This is a genomic window from Nocardioides daejeonensis (assembly GCF_003194585.1).
GTDB classification, from domain to species: Bacteria; Actinomycetota; Actinomycetes; order Propionibacteriales; family Nocardioidaceae; genus Nocardioides; species Nocardioides daejeonensis.
Map to the genome: position 1 here is coordinate 126,801 of NZ_QHKZ01000008.1, position 17,032 is coordinate 143,832.

General features: G+C 69.4%; 15 protein-coding genes. 11 read left to right on the plus strand and 4 right to left on the minus strand.

Going from position 1 to position 17,032, the window contains the following annotated elements:
• Positions 1 to 7: 7 nt before the first annotated feature.
• From DNK54_RS18550 to DNK54_RS18565, 4 genes are read left to right on the plus strand one after another with little or no spacing between them, the layout of a single operon-like run.
• The gene (locus DNK54_RS18550; RefSeq protein ID WP_110208492.1) at positions 8 to 1,372 is read left to right on the plus strand and encodes a class I adenylate-forming enzyme family protein; all 1,365 of its coding nucleotides are present in this window, start codon (positions 8 to 10) and stop codon (positions 1,370 to 1,372) included.
• Positions 1,369 to 2,103 (plus strand): SDR family NAD(P)-dependent oxidoreductase, encoded by a 735-nt coding sequence (locus DNK54_RS18555; RefSeq protein WP_110208493.1) that lies wholly within the window; start codon positions 1,369 to 1,371, stop codon positions 2,101 to 2,103. The genes DNK54_RS18550 and DNK54_RS18555 overlap by 4 nt, the downstream gene beginning before the upstream one ends.
• Positions 2,100 to 2,930 carry an SGNH/GDSL hydrolase family protein gene (locus DNK54_RS18560; RefSeq protein WP_110208494.1) on the plus strand — a complete coding sequence of 277 codons (831 nt, stop codon included), beginning with the start codon at positions 2,100 to 2,102 and terminating at the stop codon, positions 2,928 to 2,930. The genes DNK54_RS18555 and DNK54_RS18560 overlap by 4 nt, the downstream gene beginning before the upstream one ends.
• Positions 2,927 to 3,904: a class I SAM-dependent methyltransferase gene (locus DNK54_RS18565; RefSeq protein WP_110208495.1), complete on the plus strand. Its 978-nt coding sequence runs from the start codon at positions 2,927 to 2,929 to the stop codon at positions 3,902 to 3,904. The genes DNK54_RS18560 and DNK54_RS18565 overlap by 4 nt, the downstream gene beginning before the upstream one ends.
• Before the next feature lie 208 nt (positions 3,905 to 4,112).
• Here the strand turns inward: DNK54_RS18565 and gmd are convergent, their stop codons facing one another.
• Both gmd and DNK54_RS18575 read right to left on the minus strand, forming a co-directional pair.
• Entirely contained in the window at positions 4,113 to 5,084 is a 972-nt protein-coding gene (gene gmd / locus DNK54_RS18570; protein WP_110208496.1) for a GDP-mannose 4,6-dehydratase, read from the minus strand.
• 34 nt (positions 5,085 to 5,118) lie between these two features.
• The gene (locus tag DNK54_RS18575) at positions 5,119 to 6,468 is read right to left on the minus strand and encodes a UDP-glucose dehydrogenase family protein (protein ID WP_204164688.1); all 1,350 of its coding nucleotides are present in this window, start codon (positions 6,466 to 6,468) and stop codon (positions 5,119 to 5,121) included.
• Positions 6,469 to 6,634: 166 nt separating this feature from the next.
• On the opposite strand from DNK54_RS18575, the gene DNK54_RS18580 reads away from it, so the two are divergent.
• From DNK54_RS18580 to DNK54_RS18600, 5 genes are read left to right on the plus strand one after another with little or no spacing between them, the layout of a single operon-like run.
• Positions 6,635 to 7,609 carry a UDP-glucuronic acid decarboxylase family protein gene (locus tag DNK54_RS18580; protein WP_110208497.1) on the plus strand — a complete coding sequence of 325 codons (975 nt, stop codon included), beginning with the start codon at positions 6,635 to 6,637 and terminating at the stop codon, positions 7,607 to 7,609.
• A complete protein-coding gene (locus DNK54_RS18585; protein WP_110208498.1) occupies positions 7,609 to 8,691 on the plus strand; it encodes a glycosyltransferase family 4 protein in 1,083 nt (360 codons plus the stop codon). Before DNK54_RS18580 ends, DNK54_RS18585 begins: the two co-directional genes overlap by 1 nt.
• Positions 8,692 to 8,747: 56 nt before the next feature.
• Positions 8,748 to 10,568: a lysophospholipid acyltransferase family protein gene (locus DNK54_RS18590; protein ID WP_110208499.1), complete on the plus strand. Its 1,821-nt coding sequence runs from the start codon at positions 8,748 to 8,750 to the stop codon at positions 10,566 to 10,568.
• Between the two features lie 9 nt (positions 10,569 to 10,577).
• Positions 10,578 to 11,435, plus strand: coding sequence for an LpxL/LpxP family acyltransferase (locus DNK54_RS18595; RefSeq protein ID WP_110208500.1), 858 nt, complete (start codon positions 10,578 to 10,580; stop codon positions 11,433 to 11,435).
• A complete protein-coding gene (locus DNK54_RS18600; RefSeq protein WP_110208501.1) occupies positions 11,432 to 12,811 on the plus strand; it encodes a lipopolysaccharide biosynthesis protein in 1,380 nt (459 codons plus the stop codon). The genes DNK54_RS18595 and DNK54_RS18600 overlap by 4 nt, the downstream gene beginning before the upstream one ends.
• 19 nt (positions 12,812 to 12,830) lie before the next feature.
• Here DNK54_RS18600 and DNK54_RS18605 read toward each other — a convergent pair whose 3' ends face one another.
• The gene (locus DNK54_RS18605; RefSeq protein WP_110208502.1) at positions 12,831 to 13,931 is read right to left on the minus strand and encodes a glycosyltransferase; all 1,101 of its coding nucleotides are present in this window, start codon (positions 13,929 to 13,931) and stop codon (positions 12,831 to 12,833) included.
• Positions 13,932 to 13,980: 49 nt separating this feature from the next.
• Positions 13,981 to 15,174, minus strand: coding sequence for a glycosyltransferase family 61 protein (locus DNK54_RS18610; protein ID WP_110208503.1), 1,194 nt, complete (start codon positions 15,172 to 15,174; stop codon positions 13,981 to 13,983).
• Between the two features lie 90 nt (positions 15,175 to 15,264).
• Between DNK54_RS18610 and DNK54_RS18615 the strand changes: the two genes are divergently transcribed.
• On the plus strand, positions 15,265 to 15,939 hold the full coding sequence (locus tag DNK54_RS18615; protein WP_110208504.1) for a class I SAM-dependent methyltransferase: 675 nt from the start codon (positions 15,265 to 15,267) through the stop codon (positions 15,937 to 15,939).
• Positions 15,940 to 16,034: 95 nt separating this feature from the next.
• Positions 16,035 to 17,012 (plus strand): NAD-dependent epimerase/dehydratase family protein, encoded by a 978-nt coding sequence (locus tag DNK54_RS18620; protein WP_110208505.1) that lies wholly within the window; start codon positions 16,035 to 16,037, stop codon positions 17,010 to 17,012.
• Positions 17,013 to 17,032: the final 20 nt, after the last annotated feature.

Genomic DNA, 17,032 nt, shown 5'->3' on the forward strand with positions numbered 1-17,032 from the left:
TTCCGCCTTGATCGAACTCCTCCGACGCGTCGCCGCCGAGGACCCCGAGCGACTCGCCGTGGTCACCGACGCCGCCACCTGCACGTACGCCGAGCTGGTGCGTCGCGCGGAGCAGCTCGCTGAGACGTTGACAGCGGGGGAGGTCCGGTTCGCGATCCTCAGTGCGGAGGCGGACGTCGTCGTCCCCGCCCTCGCGGCGGCGTCGCTCGCCGGCGCCGAGGCCTGCGTGTTTCCCCCCGAGGACGGCGTGGCCCCGGGCAGCCAGGAGGAGATCGACGAGCTCCTCGCCCGGTTCGGCCAGACTCACGTCGTCACCGCCGGCGGACTCGCGCCCTGGCCGCCGGCGAGCGGTGCCCCGTCACCCGCTGGCGCGGGTACGTCGTTGCCGGACGACGGTCGCGTCGCTCCTCGCCCCCACCTGGTCCTGACCACGGGCACCACGGGGCGACCCCGCGGCGTACGCCATGACTGGTCGCGGCTGGTCCGGGCGACCGAGCGCGTTCGGCCCGGAGCGGAGGAGCGGTGGCTTCTCGCCTACGGCCTGCACCAGTTCGCCGGTCTGCAGGTGCTCCTGCACGTCTTCGCCGCCGGTGCCACCCTGGTCGCGCCGACGCCGCGGCGTCCCAAGGAGGGGCTCGCCGCCATGCGCCGGCACGGCGTCACGCATGTGAGCGCCACCCCGACCTACTGGCGCTTCGTGATGGCGGAGCTGCGTGGCGATGGCGGCCCGGTGCCCGCACTCCGGCAGATCACGCTGGGCGGCGAGGCCGCACCCGGTCCGGTGCTCGACCAGCTGCGTGCCACCTTCCCGGGAGCGGCGCTCTCCCACGTCTATGCGGCCTCCGAGTTCGGCGCCACCAACTCGACGAAGGACGGACTGCCCGGCCTTCCTGCCGACGTGCTCACCCGCGGCGAGGACGCCGACGTGGCGATGAGGGTCGTCGACGGAGAGCTGTGGGTGCGCTCGCGGATCGGGATGCTCGGCTACCACGGCGAGGAGCCCGTCGAGGTCGATGGCTGGCGTGCGACCGGTGACCTGGTCGAGCAGGTCGGCGACCGGCTGCTCTTCCGCGGCAGGGTCAGCGAGATCATCAACGTCGGCGGGGTGAAGGTGCATCCGCTGCCGATCGAGGAAGCCGTGGCCGCGGTGCCGGGCGTGCAGGTGTCGCGGGTCTTCGGGCGCCCCAACGCGATGACCGGCTCCATCGTCGCCGTCGAGGTGGTGCCCGCCCCCGGTGCGGACCCCGACGAGGTGAAGGCCGCGGTCCGGGCGGCCTGCGCAGAACTGCCGGCCGCAGCCCGGCCCCGCAGCATCAAGGTCGTCGCCGAGGTCTCCATGGCCGGCGGCAAGATCGTCAGGAGAAGCCAATGAGTCAGCGTGTCGTCGTCATCACCGGCGGCAGCCGGGGCCTGGGCGCCGGTCTGGTCGCCTCCTACCTGGAGTCCGGCGACCTGGTCGCCACCTGCTCGCGCAGCATCACCCCCGAGGTCGAGGCGTGGCTGGCCGATCCCGAGCTTGCCGGGCGGGTGCTCTTCGAGCCTGCCGACCTGGCGCGCCGCGAGGACGCAGATCGTTTCGTCAAGCGGGTTGTCGAGGAGTGGGGACGGGTCGACGTCCTGATCAACAACGCCGGCGTGGCGCGCGACGGCATCCTCGGCATGTTCTCCGACGACGACATCGACACCGTCATCGATCTCAACATCAAGGGCACGCTCTACGTCACCCGCGCCGTCAGCCGCCGGATGCTGGCCCGGCGCAGCGGCACGATCGTCAACATCTCCTCGGTAGTGGGGCGCTCCGGCTACCGCGGCCTTGCCGCCTACAGCGCCTCGAAGGCCGCGCTCGACGGGATGACCCGTGCGCTGGCCCGCGAGCTCGGCTCCCGTGGCATCACCGTCAACGCCATCGCCTCGGGCTACCTGCGCACCGAGATGAGCCACGGACTCGACGAGGAGCAGCTCCAGCAGATCGTGCGGCGTACGCCGTCGGGCCGGCTGGGGGAGCCCGACGACATCGCCCGCGCCTGCCAGTTCCTCACCGACCCGCGCAACACCTATGTCACGGGCACGGTGATGGTGGTCGACGGGGGGCTCACCGGATGACGCAGCAGATGCCGTTGCGGGTGCTGGTGAAGGGCGCCTCGACGGTCAACTGGACTTCGTGGATGGGCGGTCCACGCACCGACTTCACCTTCCCCCGGGTCATCGAGGAGCAGTTGCTCGCCGACGGTCGGGCCTGCGAGGTGCAGACGATCTCGATGACCTCGGAGAAGACGTCGACGATCCTGGGCACCTGGCAACGGGAGATCCTCGGCTTCTCGCCGGACGCGATCGTGCTGCTCTACGGGCACTACGAGACGATCCACCTCTTCCTGCCGCGCTGGTTGGAGCGGCACGCCAACAGCCTCAAGGCGAAGCCGCGCTGGTGGTCGCAGCTCTACCGCGAGAAGGTGCTGCGGCCGGTCTGGATGGTCCTCGCCCGACTCCAGGCGAGGCTCGACACGGTGCTCGACCCGACGATCCGGCGCAACCGCCCCAAGCACGTGGCCGCCGATCTGCGGGCCTACATCGAGCACGTGCAGAAGGTCGGCTCGCCGCTCGTCTTCTGTCTGGAGCTGCTGCCCCCGACCAGTCGCTACCAGAGCTGGTTCCCGGGCATGGAGGCCCGGATGGAGGTCATGAACACCGCGATCCGCGAGATGGTCGAGGAGGTGGGCCTCGACAACGTCCGCTACCTGCGGGTGCGTCCGCTCGTCGATGCTGCTGCCGGTGGCGACCTCGAGATCGCCACGCCCGACGGCTTCCACTACTCGCCGGCGATGCACCGGGCTGTGGGCGAGGCCCTGGCCACCCGGATCCGAGACTGGGCCGAGACCCAGCCGCACCTGCAGCATGCCCGGGTGACCCCGGGTGGAAGGGAAGTCCAGTGAGCGCCAAGCAGATCGCCGCGAAGTTCCTGCCGCGCTTCGTCGTCGAGTTCCTCGACGGCCTGGTCTTCGGGTTCCGGCGTCGCCGGATCCGGATGATCCGGCGGGTCTTCGGCTGGTTCGGCTACAACATCGTGAAGGGCGACGACTACTACTCGACCCTGCCGGTGCTCGAGGAGATCGAGGCGACCCGGCAGCGGTGGGACCGGCCGAGCGAGCTGACCGGGCTGAGTGTCGACGTACCGGCGCTGCGGGAGCGGCTCGATCGCCTCACCCGGGCGTGGGAGCGAGAGTTCCGCGAGCACGCGGGGGACTACCTGACCAACACCCGCAAGGGGTTCGGGCCCGGCTACCCGGCCTTCGATGCCCGCACGCTCTACTACACGCTGCGGGAGGAGAAGCCACGCCGCTACCTCGAGGTCGGCTCGGGTCTCTCCACCTACTACGCCTCGCTGGCTGCCGAGCGGAACGCTGCAGAGGGCTCACCCCTGACGATCACCTGCATCGAGCCGTACCCGTTCGCGGCCCTGCACACGCTGCCGGACTTCGAGCTGGTCGAGGGCTTCGTCCAGGACGTGCCGTTGGCCCGTTTCGAGGAACTGGAGGCCGGGGACGTGCTCTTCATCGACTCCTCGCACGCGCTCAAGATCGACAGCGACGTCGCCTTCCTCTTCCTCGAGGTGCTGCCGCGGATCAAGCCGGGCGTGATCGTGCACATCCACGACGTGCACTTCCCCTGGAACGGCCCCTATCCGGCCGACACCTGGCTCTTCGGGGAGCGCTGGCCCGTCTACTGGAACGAGGCGATGGTCGTGCAGACCTTCCTCGCTTTCAACGACGCCTTCCGCATCGAGCTCTCCACGCCGATGCTGCGGCACGCCGACGAGACGTTCCTGACCAGTCGCTTCCCCGACTACACCCCTGTCGCCAAGGACCCGAACCCGCCCTCCTCCCTCTGGCTGCGTCGAGTGGGCTGACCGCCGAGTTCGCGCAAATCACGCGTTGAGTTCGCGCATAGCGCAGGTCGAGTTCGCGCATATGGTCGAGATAGCCGGTCGGAGGTACGTCGTCCCTCGGCTGTCCTGACCACTGAACGCGTTATTTGCGCGCACTCGACGCGTGACTTGGGCGCACTCAACGCGTTATTCGCGCGCACTCGACGCGTGACTTGCGCGCACTCGGCGCCTAGTCGAGGAGGCGGGCGAGGTCCTCGCGGTCGGAGTCGACCATGATCCGAGCGAGGTCGAGGGCGGTGGTCTGCGCCTTCCAGCCGAGGTGGTCGTGGGCCTTGCTGGAGTCGCCGATGAGGGCATCGACCTCGGAGGGGCGCTCGAAGGACTCGTTGTAGCGCACGTGGTCCTGCCAATTCAGCCCGGCGTGGGCGAAGGCGGCCTCGCAGAAGTCTCGGACCGTGTGGCCGACGCCGGTGGCGAGCACGTAGTCGTCGGGCTCGTCGGCCTGGAGCATCCGCCACATGCCCTCGACGTACTCGGGTGCGTAGCCCCAGTCCCGGATGGCGTCGAGGTTGCCGAGCTCGACGTGGTCCCAGATGCCGCGCTCGATCGCGGCGACCGCCTTGGTGATCTTGCGGGTCACGAAGTTCTCGCCACGTCGGGGCGACTCGTGGTTGAAGAGGATGCCGGAGACGGCGAAGAGACCGTAGGCCTCGCGGTAGTTGACGGTGGTCCAGTGGGCCTGCAGCTTCGAGGCCCCGTACGGCGAACGGGGATGGAACTTGGAGTCCTCGTTCTGGGGTGGGGGAGTCTTCCCGAACATCTCCGAGGTGGAGGCCTGGTAGAAGCGGCAGTCCAGGCCGGCCGCGCGGATGGCCGAGAGCAGGTGCAGGGTGCCGATCGCGTTGGTGGAGGTCGTGTAGTCCGGCATGTCGAACGAGACCTTCACATGGCTCATCGCACCGAGGTTGTAGACCTCGTGGGGCTCGATGTCGCGCACCAGGTTCACCAGCGACACCCCGTCGGTCAGGTCGCCGTAGTGCAGCGAGAGCCGGGGGTCGTCACCGAGGTGGTCGATCCGGGTGCGGTTGAGCAGCGAGGCGCGTCGCACCAGGCCGTGCACCTCGTAGCCCTTCTGGAGAAGGAGCTCGGCGAGGTACGAACCGTCCTGGCCCGTGATCCCGGTGATGAACGCGCGCTTCATGGGGGCAAACCCTACGTGGTGGGCAGCCGTTCCCTCACCGCGGTGCACGATCGACGCGGCCCACGCTCACGTAGTGCCAGCCGGCCGACGCCCACTTGTCGGGATCCAGCGCCAGGCGGCCGTCGAAGATCCGCCGCTCGGCGACGGCCCGTCCGGCCAGGTGCGGGTCCAGGGCCCGATACTCCGACCACTCGGTGAGCAGCAGCACCGCCTCGGCGCCGTCCAGGCAGGTGTCGAGGGAGTCCACGTAGGAGAGGCTCTGCGGGCCCCGCGAGCGGGCGACCGGCAGTGCTTGGGGGTCGGTGACCCGTACCTCGGCGCCGGCGGCGGCGAGTCGCGCCGCGATCTGCAGCGCGGGCGACTCCCGGATGTCGTCGCTGTCGGGTTTGAACGCCGCGCCGAGTACGGCGATGCGCCGGTCGCGCACGTCGCCGTCGAACCAGGCGGAGACCCGCTGCACCACCTCGTCACGCTGGGCGAGGTTGATCTGCTCGACCTCGTTGATGAGACCGCTGGCCAGCGAGGCGCCGATCTCCTCGGCACGGTGTCGGAACGCTTTGATGTCCTTGGGCAGGCAGCCACCGCCGAAGCCGATGCCGGCGCCGAGGAAGCGTCGACCGATTCGGGTGTCGTGCCCGAGCGCGTCGGCCAGGTCCACCACGTCACCGCCGGTGGCGTCGCAGAGCTGCGCCATCGCGTTGATGAAGGAGATCTTCATGGCCAGGAACGAGTTCGCTGCCACCTTCACCAGTTCAGCAGTGGCCAGGTCGGTGACGACCACCTGAGTGTCGTCGAGGAGCGCGGCGTAGACCTCGTCGATCTGCTGCCGATGCCGTGCGCCCTCGGCGCCTTCCTGCAGGCCGTAGACGAGTCGGTCGGGCTGCAGGGTGTCGCGCACGGCGAAGCCCTCGCGCAGGAACTCCGGGTTCCAGACCAGGCCGAGGTCGGGCCGGCTGTCGGCCAGGTCGGCGACCAACCCGGCAGCGGTGCCGACCGGAACCGTCGACTTGCCGACGATGAGCGAGCCGGGCGCCGCGTGCTCCGCCAAGGTGGCGATCGCCGCTGCGAGGTAACTCAGGTCGGCCGCCTCGGAGTCCTCGCGCTGCGGCGTACCGACGCAGACGAAGTGGACCTGCGTGTCGGCGAGGCTCCGGGGGTCGGTGGTGAAGCGCAGTCGCCCACTGGCCAGCGTCTCCGTCAGCAGGTCATCGAGGCCCGGTTCGAAGAAGGGCGCGACCCCGGAGGAGAGGGAGGCGATGCGCTGCTCGTCGGTGTCGATCCCGATCACCTCGTGCCCCAGGTGCGCCATCGCCGCGGCATGGACGGCACCGAGGTAACCGCACCCGACCACCGAGATCCGCACACGCGGCTGGGTGTGGGTCATCCTGCGTCACCTCGTCTTTCGGGCATGCCACGGATCGGTGGCGCGACATCGACACGTCAGTAGTGCCAACGAGCCAGAAGGCAATGGGTGACGTCTCTTCGGAGTGGTTCCGTTGAACCGTCGAAGGCGCTCCCACAACCGTGTGACGTCCGCTAGATTGCGCCCCGTGGTCACCGAAGCTGCCCCTGCGGCATCCTCCTCAACGCCCAAGCGCATCCTGGTCACCGGCGGCGCCGGCTTCATCGGATCGCACCTGACGCAGCGGCTGCTCGACATGGGCCATGACGTCCTGGTCGCCGACAACTTCTACTCCAGCACCCGCAGCAACCTCTACGAGTTGATGGGGCAGCCGCGCTTCGAGCTGCTGCGCCACGACGTGACGTTCCCGCTCTACGTCGAGGTCGACGAGATCTATCACCTCGCCTGCCCGGCGTCGCCGATCTTCTATCAGCGCGACCCGGTGCAGACCACGAAGACCTGCGTGCACGGCTCCATCAACATGCTGGGTCTCGCCAAGCGCACCGGGGCGAAGATCCTGCTCGCCTCCACCTCCGAGGTGTACGGCGACCCCGAGGTGCACCCGCAGCGTGAGGACTACTGGGGCAATGTGAACCCGATCGGGATCCGTTCCTGCTACGACGAGGGCAAGCGTGCTGCGGAGACGCTCTTCTTCGACTACTACCGCCAGCACCAGCTGCCGATCAAGGTGGCGCGGATCTTCAACACCTACGGTCCGCGGATGCTTGCCGACGACGGCCGAGTGGTCTCGAACTTCGTCGTCCAGGCGCTCCGCGGCGAGCCGCTCACCGTCTTCGGAGACGGCAGCCAGACGCGATCGTTCTGCTACGTCGACGACCTGGTCAGCGGCCTCATCAGCCTGATGGGCACCGGTCCGGAGGTCACCGGTCCGGTGAATCTCGGCAACCCGGGGGAGTTCACGATGCTGGAGCTCGCTGAGAAGGTGCTCGCTCTCGTCGACACCGGCAGCGAGCTGAAGCACCTGCCGTTGCCGGCCGACGACCCGACCCGGCGGCGGCCCGACATCGGCCTGGCGCAGGAGCTCCTCGACTGGACGCCGCAGATCCCGCTGGACGAGGGCCTGCGCAAGACGGTCGACTACTTCCGCGAGGTCGTCGGCTGATGCGCTACTACCTCGCCTGGCAGTACATCACCGGCTACTCCACCTCCGGCATGCACGCGCTGGTCGCCCAGGGACATGACGTGAAGCTGATGTACCAGGAGGCGCTGGTGCATGCGCCGTTCCTGGCGCCGTTCGACGATGCCGAGCTCACCGAGGGGCTCGACGCGGTCGGGTGGTCCGGGCAGCCCGACGAGGAGCTGCTGTTGCGGGAGCTCGACGAGTTCCAGCCCGACGTGCTCATCGTGAACTCCTGGCACATTCCGGCCTACATGAAGGCGGCCCGCAAGTGGCGCGGTCGCGCGCTGCGGATCGTCGTGATGGACCACCAATGGTTGGGTACGCCGAAGCAGTGGCTGGGGCGCGTCACCCGTCAGCTCTTCATCCAACCGGCCTTCGACGCCGCGTTCATGCCGGGCGACGAGCAGGCGGTCTTCGCCCGGCACCTCGGGTTCAAGCAGCACGAGATCATCACCAGCCTCTACACCTGCGACGACCCGTTCTTCACCGGCCCGCAGGCCGAGCCCAAGAACTCGTTCCTCTTCACCGGGCGGCTCGTCGACGTCAAGGGTGTCGACGTACTCGCTGAGGCCTACCGCTCCTACCGCGCGTCGACCGACGACCCGTGGCCGCTCGTGGTCGCCGGCATGGGGCCGATGGAGGAGGAACTGAAGGCTATCGAGGGTGTCGAACTGCTCGGCTTCGTCTCGCCGAAGGACCTTCCGAAGGTGATGGCGGAGTCCGGCTGCCTGGTCCTGCCGAGTCGCTTCGAGCCCTGGGGCGTGGTGCTCCAGGAGGCTGCTGCCTCGGGGCAGGCGGTCATTTGCACCAGCACCTGCGGCGGCGCCTCCCGATTGGTGCTCGACGGCTACAACGGGCGTGTCGTCACGCCGGACCGCCCGGCCGAGCTCGCTGCCGCCATGGCGTGGGTGGCCGGTGCCGATGCGGAGCATCGGCGCGCGATGAGCGAGCGCAGCACCGAGCTGGCCCGGCAGTACACGCCCACGCGTTGGGCCGAGCACCTCACCGACCGGTGCCACGAGCTGCTGCCGGAGAAGGTGACCGGACGCGCCCGGCGTCGTTGAACCGTTCCCACCCGCCGAACCGTCACGTCACCGAACTGATGGGAGAGGAGCCGCGCATGCCTACCTACGGCCCCGGCACTCCGCTGGTCTTCAGCCACATCCCCAAGACCGCCGGCACCTCGCTCGGCGCGGCCCTCGAACAGGTGCTGCAGCCGCGCGTCGTGGTCCGCGGCATCGACAGTGCCCTCTTCGGCGGGTACGACGACATCAACGCGGTCGCCCCGCTGTTGCGTCCGGGTATCTATCTCTCACCTGAGGAGATCCCGGCGGACGCCGCACTGGTGGCGGGCCATGTCGCACCGGCGACGACGCAGGCGCGGTTCCCGGGAGCCGACCACGTCACGGTGCTGCGCACGCCCCAGGTGAGGCTGCTGTCGCAGTGGTTGCACAGCCGTTCCCTCTCGGAGTTCTCGTTGCGCCACTGGGGGCTTGCCGCCGATGCGTTCCGGGCCGGTCGCAAGCCGCTTCGCGAGTACCTCGACAACGACATGATCGCACCGACCGTGGACAACGCGATCACGCGCTTCCTCGCCTGGCCGCACTCGGCCCACCAACCTCGGGAGTTCATCGACGAGGCGCACGACGACGAGCTGGTGGCGGCAGCGCTGGAGCGGCTCGACGGTTTCGCCCACGTCAACCTGGTCGAGAACCCGGACTTCCTGGCCGACCTCTCGGCCTGGTTGGGAGTGGAGCTCCCTGACACCCAGCTCAACGAGCGCACCTCGGTGCCGCCGCAGTGGCGCCCCGACCTGGCCGCCGAGCTCGATCCGGCGACGCGCGAGCTTCTCGACCACCGATGCCGTCTCGACGTCCGCGTGTGGAAGGCGATCGCCGAGCGCGTGCTGCCTGACCGCGACCCCGACCAGGTGCTGACCGAAGCCTTCGACCAGGCGGTCGAGCGTTACACCGTGATGCTGCAGCGCCCCTACGACGCCGGCACCGCACGGCGACTGGTGGAACGGGCCTGGGACGCCAAGCTTGCCGTGACCGGCCCCAGCACGAAGCCGCCCTCGGCACGGCCGCCGATGGTTGCCGCGGTCGAGCAGCTGCAGCACCTGCGGCGCGTCGTACCGGTGAAGGCCGTGCCGGGGCTGGTGGAGCGCCGGTTGGAGAAGCTGTGGCAGCACGACGGCTTCCGGCGGGTGCACGAGGCTGAGATGGAGTTCGTCCTCGGCGACTCGCCACGTGCCGGCGAGATCCCGGAGCTGGCCCGCGCCTACGCGGCGCACATGATGACGCGCAGCTACATGCGCTGGCATCCCAAGGCCGTCTCCGACGTCCGGCTCAAGGGCATCGAGCGGGTGCTCGACCGGGACAAGAGTCGGGGCCTGATCCTCAGCTTCACCCACCACCACCGCTACGACGGCATGTGGGCGGCCTTCGTCCGCGCCGGTGCCCCGCGCTCCAAGATCGTGATCACCGAGGGCATCACCCGTCCTGAGGCCGGGATCCAGTTCGCCCAGCACCTCCGGGTCGGCAGGCCGGGCGGCGACTACCTGATGGCCGAGTCCGGCACGAAGGCGCTGGCTGCCGAGCTGACGCCGGGCGTCGTTCTCGGCATGGCCGTGGACTTCCCCGGCCGGACGCCGGTGGAGTTCCTCGGCAAGACGGTCCTGGCTCCCTTCGGTACTCCGCGGCTGGCGGAGCTGAGCAACTCGCCCATCGTCCTCGTCACCCATCGCCGTGACGCGGAGGGGCCGTACGTGCAGTTCGAGGAGCCGATCGATCCGGCCGACTACAGCAATCCGGTCGATCTGCTCCAGGAGGTGGTACGCCGCCACAGCGAGCCGATCCTGGACTGGCCCGAGGCACTCGAGTCGCCGCGAGCCAGGTTCGGTTTCGTCGATCCGCCCCGCCCGGGCTCCTCCGAGGAATAGGTCTCGACCATGCAGGCTCAGTTGCAGGCACCCAATCTCGCTCTCAAGCTCCTCGACAAGCGTGAGTACGCCCGCCGGCTGGTGCCGGCGAGCAAGATCTCCAGCGTGGTGCAGCGTCGCCTCGACCAGGTGTGGACGATCGACGCCTTCCGCGAGCAGCAGGAGGGCCAGATGCGCTACCTGCTGGAGTTCACCGACCGTGCCGACGAGGCACCCGCGCTGGCGCGTGGCTTCGCTGAGCACTCGCTGACGCGCAGCTACCTGCGCTGGCACCCCGAGCTGGTCACCAACCAGGAAGTCAGGGGGGCGGAGTGGCTCACCAGCCGCCGGGACCCGTCCCGCAGCATCATCCTCAGCTTCATGCACCACAACCGGTACGACGGTCTCTTCGGCTCGTTGCGCCGGGTGGGCGTGGAGCTGGAGATCCTCACCTCGCCGCTGATCCTCGCTCGCAACACGCTCACGGCCTACAAGCAGCACACGAAGGTGATCCGCCTGGGCGGCACCGTCATCCCCGCCGAGGGCGGGGCGGCGCAGATCCAGGCCCACCTGCAGCCGGGCAGGATCCTGGCGATCGCCCCCGACGTCCCCGGCCACACCGAGGTCGACTTCCTCGGTCGCCGGGTCCTGGCCTCGTTCGGCACGGCCCTGATGGCGAGCCGCACCAATAGCCAGGTGGTGCTGGCGACCCACCGCCGCGACGAGGGCGGTGCCTGGATCCAGATCCACGAGCCGCTCGAGCCATCCGATTTCGCGGAGCCGGTCGACCTGTTGCAGGAGGTGCTCCGCGGCCATGGCGAGGCGGTGCTCGCCTGGCCCGAGGCGCTAGAAATGCCGCGTGCGCGTTGGGGGATCGTCCAGGAATGACCCAGGCAGAGCAGGGCTCCGGGACCTACGACGCCACCGAGATCGCCGCCGACGAAGCGCCGACCCAGGGATCGGGGGCACGGTCGCTGATTCTCAGCGGTGCCTTCCGGCTCTTCGGCCTGATCCCGCAGGCGATCGCCACCCTGCTGGCGAGCCGACTGATCTTCGACCACTACGGCATGGACGCCTTCAACGCCTATGCCCTGGTCATCGCGATGATGGCGCTGATCCCGCTCAACAACCTCGGCATGGGCGCCTCGTTGACGCAGGCGATCGCCGCTCGCGGCCCGCACGACGAGCATGCGGTGGGAGCTGCGCTCACCGCGTCCCGGGTGCTGAGCCTCTCCGCCCTGGGACTCAGCGTCGTCGCCCTGGTCTTCGGAGCGCTGGGCATGTGGCCCGAGATCCTCGGCGACGCGGCGGGTGGGAACTGGTTCACCGCCGCGGCTCTGGTCGTCTTCGCGGCGACCTTCGTACCGGGACTGGCGCCGAGCGTCCTGCTGGGTGCCGACCGCAACCACGTCGCGATCGTCGTCGGCTGGTTCCTCGCCCCGATGAGCCTGCTGCTCGTGGGGGTCCTCATCGTCGGCGACCTGGCGGCCGACTGGGTGCTGCTGGTGCCTCCGCTCGCCATGCTGGTGGTCAACATCGCCACGGTGGTGGTGAGCGCCCGCACGGTCGGGTTCCCCTGGCTGCGGGTGCTCCGCGAGCTCCCGTGGCGCCGCCAGTACGCCGGGGCACGCATCCGGTCGCTCTCCGGGCCGATGCTGATCACGTCGCTGTGCGTGCCGGTCACGTTCTGGAGCGATCGCATCGTGCTCAGCCACGTGTCCACCCCGGAGGCGGTCGCCGACTACTCGGTGGTGCTGCAGCTGGCCGCGCCGATCATCGCGCTCATCATCGCGACGGCGCAGCCCTTGTGGCCGATGATCACCGCCGCTCGGGCGCGGGGCCAGGCCGGACCCGCGATGACCAAGATCTTCCTCGCCTTCGGCCTCGGCACCCTGCTGTGCTGCATCGTCTTCGTGGCGCTGGCCGACCCGATCGGTCACCTGATCGGCGGCGACGAGGTCGATCTCGGCTACACGCTCCCCGTGGTCGCGGCACTCGCACTGCTGTTGATGGCGGTGGCGTTCCCGCTCTCGATGACGATGGTCGACCCGGTCGGCGCGCGCTTCGTCGCCGGCTGCGCGCTGTTGACCCTCCCGACCAACGTCATCGTCTCGATCTTCCTCTCCCGGGAGTTCGGAGCGATCGGACCGCTGCTGTCGCTGCTCATCGTCAGCACGACCATCCAGGTCGTCCCGATCCTGATCTACTCCAACCGGCGCGAGCGCGCGGGAGGCCCGATCAAGGTGCTCGACGACCAGGAGTGAGTCGCTGCGGGACGTTGGCTCAGCGCCCCAACACCACGCGGGCGAACTCGTCGGCGGTCGCCGGCGGCACGTTGCGGGTCGGACTGCTGCCGGTCGGGCGGTCGAGCACCCGCCGGATCGCGGCGGCCAGGCTGGCCGGCTCCAGGTCGGCAAGCTCCCCGCCGCCGGTGGCAGCGAGCTCTCGGGCTCGGACCCGGGAGCCTGCCGAGACGACCGGCACATCGGCGGCAAGCGCCTTCCCCATGATCCCACTCGGCCCGTTGTTGGTGAGCGCGATCGGCGCCACGTCGACGGCGGCGACCAGCTTGTCGAGCAGGGCGTTGTCCAGGAACCCGTCGAAGGTGATCACGTGCTGGCGCTGCTCGGGCGTCAGCGACTCGATCCACGCCTTGACCTCCGGCTGGATGGAGCCGGCCAGCAGCAGGTCGGCGTCGATGCCGGCGGACTCCATCGCCTCGAAGACCAGTTTCGCGTTCTTGCGCTCCGAGATCAGGCCGAAGATGCCGACCAGCTTGCGGTCCGCAGGCAGTTCGAGCTCCGCGCGCAGCGCCGTACGGTCGCGGGAGTGGGCACCGCAGACCTCGGGGTCGCGGGCCCGGCGCACGACCCAGCCCTTGTGCATGTCGTCGCGCCCGGCGAAGCCGGCGACCCGGTGCAGGGTGCGGGTGGACATGGTGACCACCGACAGCACCGACTTGGTGATCCGCAGCTTCCACTGCGTGCGGTCGAGGAGCGGCACCCGGGCGGGGTAGCGGGTGAGGAAGAAGATCACCCGCGGTCGCTTGCTCAGTCCGCGGAAGGCACGCGGCGCCAGGAGCCACCAACGCTTCAGGCTCTGGTCGGCGTCCATCACCACGATCGTCTCGACGTCGCCTTCGCGGCAGCGGTCCACGATCGCCTCGAGCATCACCGCCGTCGGCGGGTGGATCTCGTCGTAGACCTCGGTCGCCTCGATCGGAGCGTCGGAGAGGTAGACGGTGAATGCCTCGCTCGTGCTTGCTCCTCGCGAGGTCAGCAGCACCACCCGGTCTCCCGCGTCGTGGGCACGCTGGGCGACGTGGGCGACCGCCTGGAAGCGATGCCCGGTGAGGTCGGGCTCGATGAGGAGCGTAGTCGGCATGGCCCGGATCGTAGTGCCTCCGCGACGCCCGGCAGAGCGCTATGCCGGATCAGCCGAGGTCCTCCAGCATCTGCCGCAACGCCGGCACGTCGACCCGGATGTCGCGGACGATCGCCGCGCCGCGACCGAGCCGTGGCGGCTTGCCTGGGGCAGAGAGGTAGCGGTAGTCGAGGCCGGGCACTCCGGAGGCGAGACGCCAGTAGTCGGGCAGCAGGCAGCCTTCGGGGAAGAGCTCGATCACGGTCGATCCGGGGCTGGCGAAGACCAGGTTGGCCAACGCCGCGCCGTGCGTCGCAACAATTGCCTCGGCGGTGGCGAAGGTGCGGATCTGCTCGCGCACCGACAGGGTGCCGGGGTCGACGGCGACGAATCCGTGCTCGCGCAGCAGTGCGACCACCTCGTCGTCGTTGAGCACGGTGCGGTTGTTGGCCGACGCCCCGCGGGTGACGTAGATCCGTTGTGGCGGGCCGTCGGTGTCGACGCGCGGGAGCAGCCGCTCGCGCAGCCAGGTGACCGCCCACGGCGGGTTCTTCTCGGTCATCTCCGGTGGTGCCGGCACCACCAGCGTCTCCGCGCGGACGTGGGGATGCTCGTGGGCGTCGATCACGCACCCCAGATCGAGGCCCGCCAACTCCAGGAGCTCCCGCTGGAACGGCGGGCCGCCGACAGAGGCGTACCAGCGCGTCGGTGCTGCGATCGCAGGCGCCTGCTCCAGCACGCCGAGCTTGGTCACGACGTCCATCAGGTAGTGGTAGTAGTTCGCGTCTCCGCGTGCCGTGAGCACGCCGAGCCGCCCGTCGACCTCCAGGGGAGGTGCCGGGCGTGGGTTGAGGAAGACCGGATGCTGCCGCGGGCGGCGGGTGCCGAAGTACCAACTGACGTCCTGGACGAGCTGGTTGCCCGCGGAGATCACCGCATGGTGCGGGCCGAGCACCCGGCCGCCGGGCAGCTCGGCCACCCCGACCGTGGCGAACGCCTGTCCGTCGCTGGGGTCCAACAGAGGCATCCCGGCCGGTACGCCGCGCAGCGGCGGCCGCTCCACACGCTCGGCGGGCCGGGCGACGGCATAGCGGCCATCGGTGGCCACTGCGGCCTCGGCCAGGGTGCCGAAGCCGGTGGGCAGGAAGCCGCCACGGGAGCGGGAGAGGCGCTGGGTGACCGGGGCGACCAGGCCGGTCATGCCGACGTACGCCGGCTTGAGGTAGGGAAAGAGCGGGCGCAGCGGCGCCGGGAGCCGGACCATGGCGAGGAGTGTAGGGAATCGGGAGCCGCTGGTGTCCGTTGTTGGTCGTTCTGCCCACTGCCGGTCGGAGCTGCGTGATCTAATGCGCGCATGTCTGCCCGTGATCGTGCCTTCGCGCAACGTCCGCTCAAGCTGAATCTCGGCTCCGGTCCCCACGGTCCGCAGAGCTGGGTCAACCTGGACCGGTCGCCCACGATGCTGTTGAGCCGGGTGCCGCGAGCGGCGCGGGCGCTGCGCCGGATCGGTCTGATCAACGACCACCACCTGGTGGCGTGGGAGCCGCACATCGTGCGGCAGGACCTGACGGCTCGCCTCCCTGTCGAGGACGGGGCGGTGGACGCCATCTACTCCTCCCACTTCCTCGAGCACATCTACATCAGCGAGGCGGACCAGATCCTGCGCGAGTGCCACCGGGTGCTGCGACCCGGTGGGGTGCTGCGCCTGGCACTGCCCGACGGCGAGGCCTGGGCGCGGGAGCTGGTGGAGGCCGGTAACGACCCCTCGGGTGAAGCCGGCCGCCGCTACCACGCCCGTCTGGGCGCACACCCTGACGACCGGCCAACCGGCAAGCGCGCGCTGACCTTCAAGATCGGTGGCCACATCCACCGGTGGCAGCCGACCCGGGGCCTGGTCCGAGCGATGCTCGTCGAGGCGGGTTTCTCTGCCGACGCCGTGACCGACCATGGTTACCACGAGGGTGCGCTCCCCGATCTTGCCGAGATCGAGACCCGCGAGGAGAGCTTCTTCATCGAGGCGCGCCGCTGATCCCACTCCTTCGGGCGTGACCAAGCGTTTGTTGCGTCGTTCACATTCCGTGACCGGCGCTGAGGGGCGCCGGCGGTCTGAAGGAGTGCTGAAGGATGGCGGACGTCGACGTTCTCGTGGCCGGTGGTGGCGGTTTCATCGGTGGCCATCTGGTGGCGGACCTGCTCAAGCAGGGGCTGAGCGTGCGATCCGTCGACGTGAAGCCGACGAGCGAGTGGTACCAGGTACACCCCGATGCGGAGAACCAGGTCGCCGACCTCTCGCTGCTCGACAACGCGATGACCCACACGGCGGGCGCCAAGCACGTTTACATGCTGGCTGCAGACATGGGCGGCATGGGCTTCATCGAGAACAACAAGGCGCTCTGCATGCTCACCGTGCTCACCAGCACCCACATGCTCCAGGCCGCCCGCGAGCACCAGGTCGAGCGCTACTTCTACTCCTCGAGCGCCTGCGTCTACGCGGCCGACAAGCAGACCGACACCAACATCACCGCTCTCAAGGAGGCTGACGCCTACCCGGCGATGCCCGAGGACGGCTACGGCTGGGAGAAGCTCTTCAGCGAGCGGATGGCCCGCCACTTCGAGGAGGACTTCGGCCTCACCTCGCGCGTGGCTCGCTACCACAACGTCTACGGCCCGCACGGCACCTGGACCGGTGGGCGTGAGAAGGCACCGGCCGCCGTCTGCCGCAAGATCGCGACCGCGGTGATCACCGGCGAGCACAAGATCGACATCTGGGGCGACGGCGAGCAGACCCGGTCGTTCATGTACATCGACGACTGTGTCAAGGGATCCCAGATGATCCTGCACGGCGACAGCAACGAGCCGGTCAACCTCGGCAGCGACGAACTGGTGAGCATCAACCAGCTCTACTCGATCGTCGAGGAGATCGCGGGCATCCGCTGCGAGCGCAGCTACCAGCTGGACGCCCCCCAGGGCGTGCGCGGCCGGAACTCCGACAACACCCAGATCCTCGACACCTACGGGTGGGCACCGTCGATCACCCTGGCCGACGGACTGGCGCAGACCTATGAGTGGGTCTACGACCAGGTCAAGCGCTCGCTGGGCTGAGCGCGCGTACTGAGCCGGCC